We start from the raw sequence: 16,169 nt of genomic DNA, 5'->3' as shown, positions 1-16,169 counted from the left end.
TTTTAGCCTATTATAACGCAAAAAAGCAGCCCACTAGGGGCTGCTCTTTTATTTATCTTATTGCAAAGATGCTGCAATTTTTGTAAGGTTTTCATCCATACGTTCTAAGTATGTTTTATTGTCTTCGTTACTTTCGATAGTGTAAATTGTTTCTACCTTAGCCCCTACTTCTTGTGCCAAAGTTTTGGATACTTCTGGGCTAGCCATTTCTTCTGCAAAGATAGTAGTGATATGGTTTTCTTTAGCGTATTCGATGAGTTTAGCCAATTGCGCTGCATTTGGTTCGCCTTCAGCAAATACATCTTCCACACTATTTTGTTCTAACCCAAAGTCACGACATAGGTACGCAAACGCTGCATGGCCTGTAACAAAGTTTTTATGCGGAGCTTTAGCGAATTGCTCTTCATATTTTTTAATCATTGCATCTAATTTAGCAACGTATTCAGTATAATTCTTTTCATAATAATCCTTGTTTGCTGGGTCAACTTTTACAAGGGCATCCTTGATATTTTTCACTTCAATTTTAGCATTTTTCAAAGATAACCATGCATGAGGATCTTCTGCACCATGTTCTTTAATTTCTTCTGGATCAGTATTTTTAATAGCTTCAACGCCTTCAGTAGCTACAACAGATACGAGTTTATCATTCTTAGCTGCTTCGATAGCTTGTTTTGCCCAAGGCTCCATACCAAAACCGTTATACACAAACACTTGAGCTGTTGCCAATTGTTTCATATTTTCAGGTTTCAACTCGAAATCATGTGGTTCTACACCATCTGGTATAATAGTAGATACCTCTACCTTGTCACCACCAATAGCCTTTGTAAACTCAGCCATTGCATTAAAACTTGTTACCACTTGGATTTTTTTACCTGCTTGTTCCTTCTGTGCATTCGGTGCATCATTGCCACAACCTGCAAATAAAGCAGCCATCATAATACCTACAACTAACAAAATCAGTTTCTTGATCATCGTAGTCCTCCTTTGTAAAATCCTGATCGCTATGCCTATACAGAATACACTCTATTCTTTAGTTGCAGTTGCGACTCAGTTGCATTTGTAATATAGTTATAGTATAAACTTACTTAGAATTTTGTCAATCAGAAATGTGGTTTTCATATGTTATCAATAGAACATCTTTATTTTTCCTATCAAGGTCAACCTCCTTATGTGCTAAACGACCTTAATTTACATATTCACAGTGGTGATTATATATCCATCGTTGGGGATAATGGGTGTGGTAAAAGTACCTTACTCCGTCTTATTTTAGGTTTTCTTACACCGGTAAAAGGTTCTATCAAGCGAAGCACCAATAATATTCGGTATGTGTCTCAAAAAAATGACTTCTCTCACGCAGGCTTTCCTATTACGGTAAAAGAAATCCTCGATTCCTACCGAAAACTTTTAAAGATTAAGGATAAGCAGGAAGTCAATCGCGTATTAGAGCTTACCCATATGACGGAATTTAAAGACCGTCTCATTAGTAAACTTTCAGGTGGACAAGCTCAGCGTGTATCTATCGCCCGTGCCCTCATCGGTAAGCCAGATCTCATCATTCTCGATGAGCCTTCAACGGGTATCGACAGAAAAAGCCAAGAGGGCATCTATGCTCTACTTCGCAATTTGAACCAAGAGCACCATATTACGATTATCTCTGTTGAGCACAATATCGAAATGGCCTTAGCCAACTCAACTAATATCTACCATATTGCAAATGGTCAAGGTCACCTTTGCTCCCCTGAGCAATATGCTAGTGAAATCATGCACAGTACAGATCGCAATCCAATAGATCACGAAAACTGCTCCTGTTTCACAGATGTAACAACAGAGTCTCAGGCTCAGGCCGATGATACCACAATTGAGGAGGTGCACCATGTTTAATTATGATTTCATGCAAAATGCCTTCTTCGTAGCGATTTGTATTTCTCTTTTATGTCCATGTATTGGTATCTTCATGGTGCTACGCCGTTCCAGTATGATTGGGGACACCATGAGTCATGCATCTCTAGCAGGTATTACGCTAGGTTTATTGACGAATACTAATCCAATTTTAGGGGCTTTTATCTTTACTGCTATCTGTGGTGCACTCATCGAGTTCTTGCGAAAATATTTTTCACACCATCTCGATTTGATTCTTACTATAATCTTATCCCTCAGCATTGGTACAGCTATTACGCTTATTAGCTCAGGCAAACTAAAGGCTAACGCAAATGTATTCTTTTTTGGTAGCATCCTAACGGTAAACGCAACTGATATGATTAGTATTGCTGTGCTTACAATCTTATCTGTACTCACCTTATATTTCCTATACAACTCACTTCTTTACATCGCCTATGACGAAGAGGCCGCTCGTGTAGCAGGTGTTAAGGTAGATTTTATTAACTATATCTTTGCCATCTTAATGGCTGCGGCCGTATCAATTTCTATTAAAATTGTTGGTGTCCTCGTATTGAGTGCCATGATTGCGTTACCTGTAGCATCTGCATTACAATTAGAAAAAGGATTTAAAATAACTTTATTATGCTCCATTGGATTTAGCTTGCTCGCTATGATCATTGGACTCTTTGGATCCTACTTCCTTAACGTAGCTCCTGGTGGCTTCGTATCTCTAACATCGGTAGGTATTTTACTAGTAGTATTAGTCATTAAGAATATTCGAGCTATCATACGACGCATGCAGTTTAGCAAATAAACTAAAACAATCATTAATATGTTTAGATATAAACAACATAGCTAGTTAGAATAATATAGCTAGTTAGAATTGAATAATATAATTAGTTAAATAAAAAAATACAGCTAACTAAATCCGATAGTATATTTGATATATTATTAGCCATATAAATCATCTAACTATACAAGTGTATAACAGTTTTAGTATTAAAACAGAATCGAAAAAGAGTTATGAATACAACAGCTTGGCCGGAAGGCATAAAAAAGACCAAACAGCGCGAAGCCATTTGGTCTGTATTAACAACTACAGATAAACCTATTACAGCCCTTGAAATCGCAGAACGCTTAGGTAATGGTAGCACTACTTGGATGTCTACTATCTACCGTACACTTGAACTATTAGAAACTAAGGGTATCGTTACACGTACCACGCTCATGGGTAGTGAGATGGCATATTATGAAATTACCCCTCATACACATCGACACTATGCTGTATGTACGAGCTGTGGTGCCATGATACCGCTCCATACCTGTCCCGTCGTAGAAATGCCACAAGAACTTAACGATGCAGGATTTACTGTAACGGAACATCACCTTGAGATCGCAGGGATTTGTAAGAAGTGCAAAAACAAGAAGTAGAAAATAGACAACTAATGTTTAAACAACAAAAAGGACGCAACTGATAGTTACGTCCTTTTTAGTTTTAAAATATATTTTGTATTAACCTTATTTAGCTTTCACCAATTACAGCATCAACGGAGCCACTACGAAACCGAGTGCTACAGAAATGGCGATGGCAAGTACGCCTGGAATAAAGAACGGATGGTTAAATACAAGCTTACCGATTCGCGTAGAGCCCGTATCGTCCATTTGTACAGCCCCCAAAAGTGTTGGATATGTAGGCAATACGAAGAGTGCAGATACAGCTGCGAAGGATGCGATAATAATATAAACAGATCCTGTGTTCTCTGGTGTAATACCGAGAGCTAGAATTACAGCTGGTACCAAAGCTTGTGTAGTTGCCGCTTGGCTATACAACAATGTACTTGCAAAGAAGAAGGCTACCGCCAATAGGAACGGATATGCTGTTACCATGCTAGAAGCGAGTGCTTTAATTTCAGGAATATGACCTTTTACAAAGGTATCGCCCAACCATGCTACACCTAGTACGCAAACACAAGCAGATAAGCCAGATTTGAATGTACTTGTATTAACAAGTTCTGCTGTATCAAGCTTACAGAAGAATGTTATAGCAGCCGCAATAATCATCATAAATCCGATGATAGCATCGTTTCGACCAAAAATAACTGGTTTAATAATACCAATATTTTTGGAAATTGCTGTTGCATAGAATACAATACAAATGATACCAATCAAGAAGATTAATACAGAAGTTTTTGCGCCTGGTTTTAAATGGAAATCAGTGCTTTTTTCACGAGGTGGCGCCACGTGACCCGCCGCCAAACGTTCTTGATATACTGGATCAGAAGACAAATCATTATTCGCAAAGGTAGACATGATAAATGCCGTAATCATAACCCCTACGAATGTTGTGGAAATACAGATGGCAAGCAATGTAGGATAGTTAACACCATATGGTTCAAGGAACCCACTCATAGCAACTACTGCTGCCGATACAGGACTCGCTGTAATACCAATTTGGCTTGCTACAACGGCGATGGATAATGGCACAGATGGCTTAATGTTTTCACTTTTCGCCACCTCTACGATTACTGGAATCATAGAGAATGCTGTATGACCAGTACCCGCTAAAATAGTTAAGAAATACGTAACAGTTGGTGCTAAGTAGTTGATATGCTTAGGATTTTTACGCAAAATACTTTCAGCAATGCGCACTAAATAATCAAGACCGCCGGCTAACTGTAAAGCACAGATGGCTGCGATAGCAGACATGATAATCAGAATTACATCCCATGGAATCTGTCCCGGAAACATCCCCATACCAAGGCTTAACAACACAACCCCAAGGCCGCCAGCGTAACCGATGCCCATGCCACCTAGGCGAACACCGAGGAAGATGGCACCAAATAAAATAATAACTTGCATAATTACATAAATGTCCATACGATGACCTCCTTTATACATATATAGTATCATAGATATGCTAAATAATCATCGAATTTTGGCAATGTATAGTCTATAGTTTAAAATATGACGAAATTTCGATATGCTATACAAAAAAAACTACACCCCATTGCCTTAAACTACTAACAAAAGACAATAGGTGTAGCTTTCCAATAATTAATTTAGCATTATAAAATAATTGGGCGCATATCTTCAAGTATCCCCTCTTCCTCAGTTGCACGTTGGATACTTTCACCCACAATACGAACCATATCCTCTAATTGTTCCACAGTGGATGCCAATGGAGGCATGAGAATAACCACGTCACCGATAGGACGACAGATAAGCCCTTGCTCACGGGCGAGGATTGCCACCTTAGCACCGACCGCATCATTCGGGCGATATGCTTCGTGAGTTGCCACATTTTTTTCAAGTTCAATACCTACGATGAGGCCTCGCTGACGAACCTCTTTAACATGCTTCAATGACTTAATAGGTTCTAAAGCCTTTGTGAAAGCTTCTACTTTAGCAGGCAATTGTTCAATTACCTTTTCATCACGGAATACTTTCAAAGAAGCCAACGCAACGGCACAGGCCAAGGCATTACCGGTATAAGAGTGACCATGATAGAAGGTTTTCTTTTCTTCAAAAGTGCCGAGGAATGCATCGAATACGCGTTTTGTAGTCAATGTTGCTGCTAATGGAAGGTACCCACCAGTGATGCCTTTGGATAAAGTCATAAAATCTGGAGATACGCCTTCATGCTCGCAGGCAAAGAATTTACCAGTCCGACCAAAGCCTGTAGCCACTTCGTCGACGATGAGGAATACATCGTGTTGTTCTGTTAACTCACGAACACGTTTCAAATAGCCGTGAGGCATTACGAGCATACCCGCTGCTGCTTGCACCAATGGTTCCATAACAAGAGCTGTAATTTCATCACCTTCTTCGTTAAGGATACGTTCCAATTCAGTCAACGACTCTTCAAAAGCTTTATCTCGATCTGCCAAATCTCTATACACACCAGGGCTTGGCAATGTTAATGGTTTAAATAATAGATTATGGAATACTTGGTGAAATAATTGAATACCACCTACGGATACGGTACCTAATGTATCCCCATGATAGCCTGCATTGAGGGCAATGAACTTAGTCTTTTTCGTTTGCCCTACTTGTTGACGGTATTGGTACGCCATTTTAATAGCCACTTCGATAGCTGTACTGCCATCATCAGAGAGGAATACTTTATCTAAGCCTTCTGGAGCAAGCTCTACAAGTTCTTTACACAATTGTGCAGACGGAGGACTTACGAGGCCTAATAACGTGCTATGCGCAATTTTATCGATTTGATCCTTCAATGCTTGGTTCAATACAGGATGGTTGTGACCATGAATATTAACCCACAAAGAGGATACACCATCGTAATACTTTTTACCGTTCTCATCGATGAGGTATACCCCATCACCGCGTTCAATTACTACTGGTTCTTGTGCTAGCCAATCTTGCATTTGTGTAAATGGATGCCATACAAACTCGTGGTCCCATTGTGCTGCTTGTGAAAGCTGTTTCTCTGCCATTTCGTCACCTCATACTTACTAAGTTTACAAACTATAACTCTCTATCACATATACCTTATATAAACTAAATTAAGTTGCCCAATCTAAGGTATGCTAAATCACAAATTTAATACGTCTCAAAATTACTGTTAATATGTACTCAATATCACTTCTAACATATATTAACTTGCTATAGCTAATATAAAATCAGCCAATTATTATTTATAGACCTAATACTGTGTTCCATAATTCCTTAGAATCAATAAAAGATCGAGCCCAACCAAGTTGAACCTTTTGAATATCCGGACCTTGGTATGGCGGCACTACAGCTACTACAGGAACACCTGTGTAACGCTCCATATCTGCCACATTTGTTTTCAACAAAAACAGATCTACAGCTGTTGTATCATTTACGATAATAGCTTTCACCTCGATATCATGCAACTTAGCATATTCGCAAGTCAAAACGACACGATTAATAGAGCCAAGACGACCATCTGCTACAACAATAGCTGGTAATTTGATATCTTTCATAAAATCCGTGAAAGTTTTATCTCCATAGAGAGGGGTCGTGATACCGCCAGCACCTTCTACAAAGGTTATGTCATAGCGACTCACTACATCTAATGTATGTTCTACAAGACCATAATAGTCAATCTCGATACCAGCCAATTCCGCTGCAAGGCGAGGAGAAAAATCACCGGCAATAGCATAAGGATTCACTTCATGACGACGAGATTCAGGAATACCTGTCGAGCGCATCAAATGTGTCGCATCTTTACTCTCAAGGTCGATATTATAATTATCCTCATCCATCGTCACACATTCAGGGAAAGGCACTGCACTAGAAGACACAGGTTTCACCATCCCAACAGCAAAGCCATCGTCTACAGCCATCGCCCCCAATAACCCGGTCACAAACGTCTTACCTACATCTGTATCTGTACCAATTATAGAAATACCTAACTGCTTCATACAAAGCTCCTCTCAAGCGAATACTTACTGCCGCATAGGTTAACTAATTCATGTGATTAAGTTTACAATCTAATTACAATATACAGCGAAAAGGAATATATAGTCAACCTATTATTACTGTTCAAGTTTACGATTCTATGACTCTATGGGGCCCGAATACATCGCTACATTTTAGCTAAAAAGCTGTGTCCCTAACCTCCGCGCTCCATAGTAAACTAAGTCGCACTTCGATTAGGAACACAGCTTTTTATAACATTATCGCAGTATTAGTCCCATAGAGTCACAGACCGCTACTTTGAATACGATAATAATAGGTTGGCTATATGGGAAAAGAACGATAACTTTTTCGTCCCTTACTCATTTGATACAGTGAATTTTGTTTTATCGATTTATGAATAGACTCGATGGGACGAGTTCACAAATACAGTTATAAAAAGAGTGATGACTAACCGATTAGCGACTTAGCTCGCTTTGGAGCGTAGAGGTTAGTTATCGTTCTTTTCACCTAAATGTACAAATCAACTTGGGCCCCATCAAATCTTAGCCTAGATTTCGAGGTAGCGAAATTCACCTGTATCAGGATCCATCATGCCGCCATAGAAGCCCATTCCTTTTGGAAATAGTGGATGGTGGCGTAGGAAGTTAACTGTATAAATTACATTGTCTTCAGAAATATGAAATCTATCCATCCAATCGATAAGACCTGGTTCGATCATGTGAATAGCATCTTCACTAATACCTTTCGCTTTCATAGATTCCATAAATGTAGTAGCAGAAAAGTCGATCATACCGCAGTTTTCATGACCGATGATTAGCACATCTTCAATTTCCATACCATAGGTAGCAACGAGCAGACTTTGCACGATGTTATCGATAGGTTGTGTTACACTATTGCCTGCAGTTTTAATGACAATTATCTCTCCTCGATGAAAGCCTAGTGCTTCTTCTAGCATACCTACTAAGCGGGTATCCATACAGGTTACAATACCTAACTTTTTTGTAGGATGACTTGTTAATTCAGCCTTTGGCAGCTCAGGATGATGTTTTACATAGTCTTTATTGATTTCAATTATTTTTGCAATATCAATCATAAGGGTCCTCACTTTATATACTCTATTTCCACCTGAAATAGATTCTATTCATTATATACACCTTATTCATCATAAAACAAGTTAAATTTATCACTTATAAATAATTATTACAGCCTATCCAAACCGCACAAAGTTCATTAATCAAGTAATAATTCTATACTCATAATCAATATTTATCTTCACAGTCCTTAATATTTTTACATTCACAAGAAATGAATATTCTGTATAATTCTTATATATGTGGTAGATTTAAAAACCCTTCCTATGGTACTATTAACACTATAGAAAGCAAACGCCACATGATACCACATATGACGTGAACTGTATGTACAGTAAGGAGGTTTTATAATGGGTATCAATCAAAAAACGTTGCCAGGCATTTTACTCTGTGCCATTCTCGCTATTCCTTGTTGGCTACTAGGACAGCAATTTCATCTAGTAGGTAGTCCAATCTTTGCCATTATTTTAGGTATAATTATCGGTTCTATCTTCACATCATGGAAACGGGAAAAAACAGGTGCTGGCATTGGGTTTACATCAAAAAAGATTTTACAATGGGCCGTTATTTTGTTGGGCTTTGGTCTTAACATTACACAGATTCTACATGTAGGTTGGATTTCTTTACCTGTCATCATTTCTACCATCGCTACATCGTTAATCGTATCCTATGTTATTTATCGATTAACTCATATTGACTCTAACTCAGCAGTCCTCATCGGTGTTGGTTCATCCATTTGTGGTGGTTCTGCTATTGCTGCGGCGGCTCCAGTTATTAAAGCAGAGGATCATGATATTGCACAAGCAATCTCTGTTGTATTCTTTTTCAATGTAGTAGCCGCCTTTGTATTTCCTCAATTAGGTGACGCCATTGGACTCTCTAACATGGGCTTTGGATTGTTCGCTGGTACTGCAGTTAACGATACTTCTTCTGTAACAGCAACAGCTGCTGTATGGGATAGTATGAAAGGTACTGGCACACAAGTTCTGGAATATGCTACTATCGTAAAGCTAACACGTACCCTAGCTATCATTCCTATATGCTTAGGTCTTGCAAGTTATCAAGTATACAAAGCCAAGAAAAATGCCTCTCAGACAGATGGTGCAAACGTTAGTATTGCTAAGATTTTCCCAAGATTCGTTTTATACTTTGTACTTTGCTCCCTTATCACAACAGCATTATCCTATGCTAATGTAGATATTCAATTCTTGAGTATCTTCAAAACAATTTCCAAATACTTTATTACAATGGCCATGGTAGCAATCGGCCTTAATACAAATATTGTAAAATTATTAAAATCCGGCGGCTCTGCTCTAGCCTTAGGTGCTTGTTGCTGGATTGCTATTTCTGTCGTAAGCCTTATGGCACAACATATGATAGGTTTATGGTAGAAAATATACATATATTGTATATTATGTTATAATTATATATGAATAGAATAGTAAGGACCCCTCCAGTAATGGAGGGGTTTCGTGCTACTATTCACCTTATTAGTACTTTATCATACCATAGTCAGGAGGGTTAATATGTACTTCTTACAAGGACTTCTTGTCGGCCTCGCTACGTTTGCCCCTGTTGGCATGCAAAACCTCTTCATTATTAATACGGCCTTGGTGCAACCTGTCCGTCGCATTATATTGACGCTAATCATACTAGCGTTTTTTGACATGAGTTTAAGTGCTGCCGCCTTCTATGGTATTGGTGCCGTTCTTGAAATGTGGCCACTCACAAAGCTCATAGTTCTACTCTTTGGGGGCCTCCTCATTGTTTATATGGGCTTTAATATATTTAAAACTGAACCAGACATGCGCAATGTGGACACACATATTCCGATTAGAAAAATTATTGTCTCAGCCATTGCGGTATCATGGGGCAATCCTCAAGCCATTCTAGATGCGACAATGATGCTCGGTGCTTTTCAAGCTAATATTCCAAAAGAAAGCATCTACCACTTTTTCGCTGGTTTCTTAGTTATGACACCAATTTGGTTTGGTTCTCTAGCTACTACAATGCATCTACTAGCTAAAAAAATTAAAATTACTCATATGGCATGGATTAACCGTTTCTGTGGTTCGGTTCTCGTCATTTACGGTATCAAACTATGTATTGATGGCTTCATGATGTTAAGAGACTTTTTGTAAGGTTATAGTCATAGATACAAAGAAAAGTCTAAATCACTAATACCATCATAACTATATAAGAAAAATACAAATAGATGATGTACAAAAAAGAAAAAAGTCGTTAGCAAGTTGCTAACGACTTTTTCATTTATAATCTCATTTATAATTCTTCAAGTACCTGCCGGAACATATCTCTAAGAGCTACAATATACGAATTATTTTGATTTCGTTGCGATATAAAGTAGTAGTGGCGTTCCATAGGTTTACTATGATTCGTCAACACCTTACGTTCGATACCTGGCATAGGATCTGTTAAGTATTTAAAACAATCTAATAGTAATAGCCCTTGCTGCCCTGCAACCAGGTATCGTGCTTCTTCTAACGTACGAGCATAAGCGAAGGCACCATTATAACCTATAGCTTTGCGATAATGTTCCTCTTCAGACAAGGTATATTTCCCGCGACACAATAAAATAAGTGGTAAATCATCGATATGCTTTAGTTCTACACAATCTTCATTAGTATATCCTTGTGGTACCTCTATAAATGTAGTGGCTTTATCAATTAAATGACTTTCAAAATCATCAGATAAAATTTGCCATTGATCATTAAATACTACATCTACACGACGATCACTAAGCATGCCATATAGCTCTTCATGGCTGCCGCTGTACATACGAATATCTAAATTTTTATAACGCTTTGCCATGCGAATCACAGTTTGCTGCATAGCAATCCCACTATAACGGTTCAAATAGCCAATGCGCAAACTCACCCGTGCATCTGTACCAATGCGCGTCGTTTCTACCTTAATATCATGGAACCGTTCTAATAGCTTCTTACCAGATCGATATAAATATTGTCCTGCTGGTGTTAGATGAAAGCTTCGTTTTTCTCGAACCATTAGTTCAACACCAAGACTAGTTTCAAGAGCTTTGATTTGCTGAGATATAGCAGATTGAGATACATATTGCTCTGTTGCAGCTTGTGTAAAACTGTTGTTATCTACTACACACACAAAATACTCTAATTGTTTTAATAACATAACGATGCACTCTCATCTCTCTTGCAGATTAGACAGCTCAATACCTTTGAAACATTTCGCAACATATGACCCCATATTGGAGTTTGCCATACGTTTTCTCTACATAGTATTTATAGATTCTATACATACTACTAAATATATTTAACTATGTCTAAAACGGTGAAAGCAAATCAGCTATGCCGATTGACTTTCACTTGGAATAACTAAACTACGATAAATAAACAGCGCCGCTACAAAGAATATAGCTGCTGTAGACCAAAAGACCGCCCCGTACCCAAAGGCACGAGCAATCATGCCACTAAGGACAGGCCCCAATACATTTCCCATCATGGCCACACTAGACACCGCACCAAACACGATACCTCGCCGCTCAATAGGAACAGCCTTGGATATGAGCGTATTGGCAATCGGTGTAATAAAACCCATGAAGAATCCTGCAATGGCACGGAATATGCCAAGACCCCATATACTAGGCATTATATATTGAAGTATAAACAAAGTCCCTACGGCCCATGTAGCAGTAAAAACAATACGAGGCATGGTTAAACGTTCTGTTATCTTGCCAATGGAGATTGAAGCTAAAGCACTAAACAAACCGGCGCCAAAGATGATTATACCAACAATAGTGGCTACAAACTCATCATTCATATGCATATAGTGCTTAATGTATAGTGGTAAAATGGGACCAATACCAGTAATACCAAAATTACATAAGAACAATAATCCTACCAAGAGGCGAACTCGAGGTATGACCAAAAAGGATTTAATTAGAGACAGCTGCGACTCTCTAGCATCTACCTTATGCTCAAACTGTAGATTAGGCATGAATAGATAAATTCCCAACATACAAAGCCCTGTTAAGGCTGAGAACATAACAAATGGTGCACGATAACCTAATAAGTCCGCCACCAAACCACCCATGAGTGGTCCAAAAACGAGGCCCATAACCATGGAGGCTTGATATAAACCCATTGCCCAAGGTACCTTATTTTCAGGGGTTACGAGAATAATAATAGCCAATCCTATTGGAACATAGCCCCCTACCACACCTTGCAATATACGTAACATTAATAACTGCCATGGTGTTTGTGTAAAAGCACAGGCACCAACAGTCACCATCAGGGTAAACAAGATGAACATCATTACCTTACGCGGGCCAAGCTGATTAGCCTTACGCGACCAATAGGGTGCACTCAGTGCCACCATACAAGGCGTTACACCTGATACAAGGCCTGCCCACATGGCGGCTTCTCCTGGATCATGAAGACCTAGCTCAGCTAAAAATAACGGAAGAAAGGATAATACACCAATAATTGTTATACCCCCACCAACCTGTATAGTACAGATTAGGTATATAATTCGTTTCCAAGAAGAATCCATAATATCCTTCTTTCTTATTTAAAATTACCTATAAAGGTAGTAATATACATATCGATATGAGCTAAAGAATACTATAATACAAAAGAAATGTTTATAGAATAGATTTTTATTCTTACCTCAAAAGAATGCAACAGCATATATTTACATAAATCCATAGAATATATACTTATAATTCTATTGTATCGCAAACAACCTAAAAAGACCATCGCTTATACCCATAAGGGTCAGCGATGGTCTTTTTTATCGTGTGATTCTCCTAAGTTTACCAAAGAAAGAGATGCCTACGATATATTATTTTTGTTTGAACATCCAATAAATATAGTAAATAACAAGCGCATAAGTCACTACATCAAACACAGGTAAGAATGGCACCATTTTAGATAAACGTCCAAATCCATGAACATGGATATTTGCCGCAATAATAGCAACAAGATTCAAGCGATGAATCCAGATTGCTTTTTTACGAGATACAGATTTTGCCATATTCCCTACCCAAGGTGTTAAGTATAATATCGCAAAGATAAGAGCAATAAACATAGCCACAAGGGAGATATAACCACCCCAGAATCCTAAGAAGGATTTCAAAGCTTTCAAGAAGTATACATACCAGTGTGCACATACGAGAACCACACTAACAATACCTACGATGCGATGAATTTCAAACATTTCTTTTGGATTGTATCGTTTGATAAACCATTTTGGTTTTGTTGCAATGTATGTTAATACAAGCCATGCAACATAAGGAATAAGGCCTAAGTGAACCTTCCAATTGCCGAATGATCTACCACCTGTTACATAACCATATTCCACCATGCCCATAAATATTAAGGATAAAACTGCAATCCAAATTAAAATATGGTATTTACTCTTAAACTGTTTTTTTACAACTTCTGCCATAATAAACCTCTCTATGTCTTATACAATCTACAAGTATACATCTAGTTTGGCCTAATGTAGCATGCTAATAAAACACTCTCACCCTATAGCATTCTACTTAGAACTAATTACTGATTAACTTAAAATCCAATCATTAAATTAGAATTTGAAGTTAAGATCCGCACGATAGTAATCATTTACGCGATTGCCTTCTTGTGTTTTAGCATTGAAGCCGTAGTATGCATTAATGCCGATATTTTTCTCTGGTGCGTAGGATGCACCTAATTGCCATGCTTTATAGCCTTCATACCGTGTTTTCTTTAATAAATCATTAGATTCATATTTTTGTGTTTTAAATACAGGTGCATTCTTAGCTTGATCAAAGTAATCTAATCGGATAGCCCAAGAGTTCTTCTTATTAATTTTATAGTCGCCCCATTTAACGCCAACGTTCCAAATATCGGAATCACTCAAGCCAGATGCTTTTACCCACTCGCCATCAATACCGAATTTACCAATATTATACTTAGCATTAAATCCATATACATTATCGAATTCGTTATTTTTCTTGCCATTACCCATACGTACATTCGTTGTACCTACATGAGCAAACATACCACCAAAACCAAAGCGATCATTAACAGCTACATTAGCATTGATAAGACCTACATCACCATTATCAGCTTTACTAGTCTTAGCAAAACGACCTGCTGTCATGTAACCATAAGCGCCATTTAATGTAACTTTATCACCAAGCTTAGCTGTAGCGCCTACCCCATCAAAGTTAGAGCTATAAATCAAGCCACCACCAAATTTTTGAGTATAGCGACCCGCATCGACCACAACATTTTTACCGAATTTGTGCTCTACATATGCTAAATCCCAATTAGCTTGTGCCTCTTTAGAGCTATCACCTAGTTCAATAGAGCCTGTTGTAATACGTGCTTTGACAGAGGTATTTTTATTAACCTTTGCGTCGAGACCTAGACGTACACGAGCTGTGATCTTATCTTCGTAATCATAACCATCGCCACCCTCTTTACCGATGTAATTGATACGAGCATCACCAGTAACTTTTACATTGCCTACGCGGTCTTCCAATTTAGCTACACGCACACCAAGTGTATTCAATTCATTGGAAAATTCATCCGCCAAGCGATTTAACATAGCTTGTTGTTCCGCATTTGCCCGATCTTGATTAGCCATACCTTTCGCGATCATTTGGGCCATTTCATAACGCGTAATATTATTTTGCCCTTTGAAAGTACCATCAGGATATCCATTGATAATACCAGCTGTAGCCAATTGATCTACTGCTTGATAAGCCCAACTATCAGAAGGAACATCAGAAAATGGGTTAACAGCAAAAGCTGTAGCCACACCCATCATGGCAGCCACTGCAAAAGCACTGGTCATTTTACGTTTAATCATACTAAACCTCACACAATAAAAATAACAAGAATAAAAATGAATAGATAATGAATCTGTGAACCTAATTATCATTATCATGTTTAACATACAGATAATAACAATTTTCATTATATGAGTAAAGGGAAAATGTATATCAATCTCACAATTATTTATGACTCAAACTGATAATATCCTATGTTAATTTACTAGAAACTATAAATGTAACGAAAAATCCCTTCTGCATGATACAGAAGGGATTCTAGTAATTCATATTATTTCTTTTTAAATATCAAGTAAATGCAGTAAAGAACGAGACCGTATGTAATGATATCAAACACTTGTAAAAATGGCACCATTTTAGAAATACGATTAAAACCATGAATATGGATATCTGCAGCAACAAGTGCTACAAGATTTAATCGATGTAACCAAATACCTACATTACGACCAGATGGTGTAACCTTTCTAAGTTTTGGAGTTAAAAACGCAAGGCCAGAGATTGTAGCAATACTAAAGGAGGTAAGAGCCACATATCCGCCCCACCAACCAAGGATGGATTTAGCCGCTTTACCAAAATAGAGATATAAATGAAATGCAATAACAGCTACAGTGGCAATACCTAATGCACGGTGTACCTTATACATGTCACCTAAATTATAGCGGCTTGTAAACCATTTAGGGCGAGTCGTTAAATAGGTCATGACGATCCATACACACCATGGCACAAGACCCGTATACACTTTATAGTTACCAAAGGCACGACCACCGGCCATGTAGCCCCACTCTAATAAACCGATCATAACTAAGGAGAAAATAGCAATCCATACAAAGATATGGTAAATACTTTTTTTCTGTTTTGTTTCAACTTGATTCATCATATACCTCTCGAAAATAATACCTAAAAAATTCAATATATACGATATAGTTTATCATTTAAATCGGATTTTGTAGATTACTTATATT

15 protein-coding genes are annotated in these 16,169 nt (G+C 38.0%); 5 read left to right on the top strand and 10 right to left on the bottom strand.

The window, feature by feature from the left end:
* Window positions 1-57 precede the first annotated feature (57 nt).
* A complete protein-coding gene (locus tag E7L28_RS03485; protein WP_008603023.1) occupies window positions 58-972 on the bottom strand; it encodes a metal ABC transporter substrate-binding protein in 915 nt (304 codons plus the stop codon).
* Between the two features lie 147 nt (window positions 973-1,119).
* On the opposite strand from E7L28_RS03485, the gene E7L28_RS03480 reads away from it, so the two are divergent.
* From E7L28_RS03480 to E7L28_RS03470, 3 genes are all read left to right on the top strand, one after another.
* Window positions 1,120-1,881: a metal ABC transporter ATP-binding protein gene (locus tag E7L28_RS03480; RefSeq protein WP_105086907.1), complete on the top strand. Its 762-nt coding sequence runs from the start codon at window positions 1,120-1,122 to the stop codon at window positions 1,879-1,881.
* Window positions 1,874-2,692 carry a metal ABC transporter permease gene (locus tag E7L28_RS03475; RefSeq protein WP_105086906.1) on the top strand — a complete coding sequence of 273 codons (819 nt, stop codon included), beginning with the start codon at window positions 1,874-1,876 and terminating at the stop codon, window positions 2,690-2,692. The genes E7L28_RS03480 and E7L28_RS03475 overlap by 8 nt, the downstream gene beginning before the upstream one ends.
* A gap of 209 nt (window positions 2,693-2,901) precedes the next feature.
* A complete protein-coding gene (locus tag E7L28_RS03470) occupies window positions 2,902-3,309 on the top strand; it encodes a Fur family transcriptional regulator (RefSeq protein ID WP_227037671.1) in 408 nt (135 codons plus the stop codon).
* Between the two features lie 105 nt (window positions 3,310-3,414).
* Here the strand turns inward: E7L28_RS03470 and E7L28_RS03465 are convergent, their stop codons facing one another.
* The 4 genes from E7L28_RS03465 to E7L28_RS03450 form a co-directional block, all read right to left on the bottom strand.
* A complete protein-coding gene (locus E7L28_RS03465; protein ID WP_198455259.1) occupies window positions 3,415-4,755 on the bottom strand; it encodes an anaerobic C4-dicarboxylate transporter in 1,341 nt (446 codons plus the stop codon).
* Window positions 4,756-4,943: 188 nt separating this feature from the next.
* Window positions 4,944-6,332 (bottom strand): adenosylmethionine--8-amino-7-oxononanoate transaminase, encoded by a 1,389-nt coding sequence (bioA, locus tag E7L28_RS03460; protein WP_316711439.1) that lies wholly within the window; start codon window positions 6,330-6,332, stop codon window positions 4,944-4,946.
* A 201-nt stretch (window positions 6,333-6,533) separates the two neighbouring features.
* Window positions 6,534-7,286 carry a dethiobiotin synthase gene (gene bioD / locus E7L28_RS03455; RefSeq protein WP_316711438.1) on the bottom strand — a complete coding sequence of 251 codons (753 nt, stop codon included), beginning with the start codon at window positions 7,284-7,286 and terminating at the stop codon, window positions 6,534-6,536.
* Window positions 7,287-7,831: 545 nt separating this feature from the next.
* Window positions 7,832-8,377: a beta-class carbonic anhydrase gene (locus tag E7L28_RS03450; RefSeq protein ID WP_316711437.1), complete on the bottom strand. Its 546-nt coding sequence runs from the start codon at window positions 8,375-8,377 to the stop codon at window positions 7,832-7,834.
* Between the two features lie 348 nt (window positions 8,378-8,725).
* Between E7L28_RS03450 and E7L28_RS03445 the strand changes: the two genes are divergently transcribed.
* Window positions 8,726-9,766: a YeiH family protein gene (locus E7L28_RS03445; protein ID WP_024061052.1), complete on the top strand. Its 1,041-nt coding sequence runs from the start codon at window positions 8,726-8,728 to the stop codon at window positions 9,764-9,766.
* Window positions 9,767-9,901: 135 nt separating this feature from the next.
* Window positions 9,902-10,516, top strand: a complete 615-nt coding sequence (locus E7L28_RS03440) for a LysE/ArgO family amino acid transporter (RefSeq protein ID WP_004694005.1) — start codon at window positions 9,902-9,904, stop codon at window positions 10,514-10,516.
* A gap of 139 nt (window positions 10,517-10,655) precedes the next feature.
* Here the strand turns inward: E7L28_RS03440 and E7L28_RS03435 are convergent, their stop codons facing one another.
* The 5 genes from E7L28_RS03435 to E7L28_RS03415 form a co-directional block, all read right to left on the bottom strand.
* A complete protein-coding gene (locus tag E7L28_RS03435) occupies window positions 10,656-11,540 on the bottom strand; it encodes a LysR family transcriptional regulator (protein WP_287531056.1) in 885 nt (294 codons plus the stop codon).
* Between the two features lie 174 nt (window positions 11,541-11,714).
* On the bottom strand, window positions 11,715-12,920 hold the full coding sequence (locus tag E7L28_RS03430; protein ID WP_008715280.1) for an MFS transporter: 1,206 nt from the start codon (window positions 12,918-12,920) through the stop codon (window positions 11,715-11,717).
* Between the two features lie 291 nt (window positions 12,921-13,211).
* Entirely contained in the window at window positions 13,212-13,817 is a 606-nt protein-coding gene (locus tag E7L28_RS03425) for a hypothetical protein (RefSeq protein WP_021147671.1), read from the bottom strand.
* 138 nt (window positions 13,818-13,955) lie between these two features.
* Window positions 13,956-15,227, bottom strand: a complete 1,272-nt coding sequence (locus E7L28_RS03420; protein ID WP_278456699.1) for a putative porin — start codon at window positions 15,225-15,227, stop codon at window positions 13,956-13,958.
* Between the two features lie 251 nt (window positions 15,228-15,478).
* Window positions 15,479-16,081, bottom strand: a complete 603-nt coding sequence (locus E7L28_RS03415) for a hypothetical protein (protein ID WP_165851649.1) — start codon at window positions 16,079-16,081, stop codon at window positions 15,479-15,481.
* Window positions 16,082-16,169 lie beyond the last annotated feature (88 nt).

This window comes from Veillonella parvula (assembly GCF_032575955.1).
Classification (GTDB): Bacteria; Bacillota; Negativicutes; order Veillonellales; family Veillonellaceae; genus Veillonella; species Veillonella parvula_J.
This window is presented reverse-complemented; position numbering and strand designations above follow the sequence as displayed.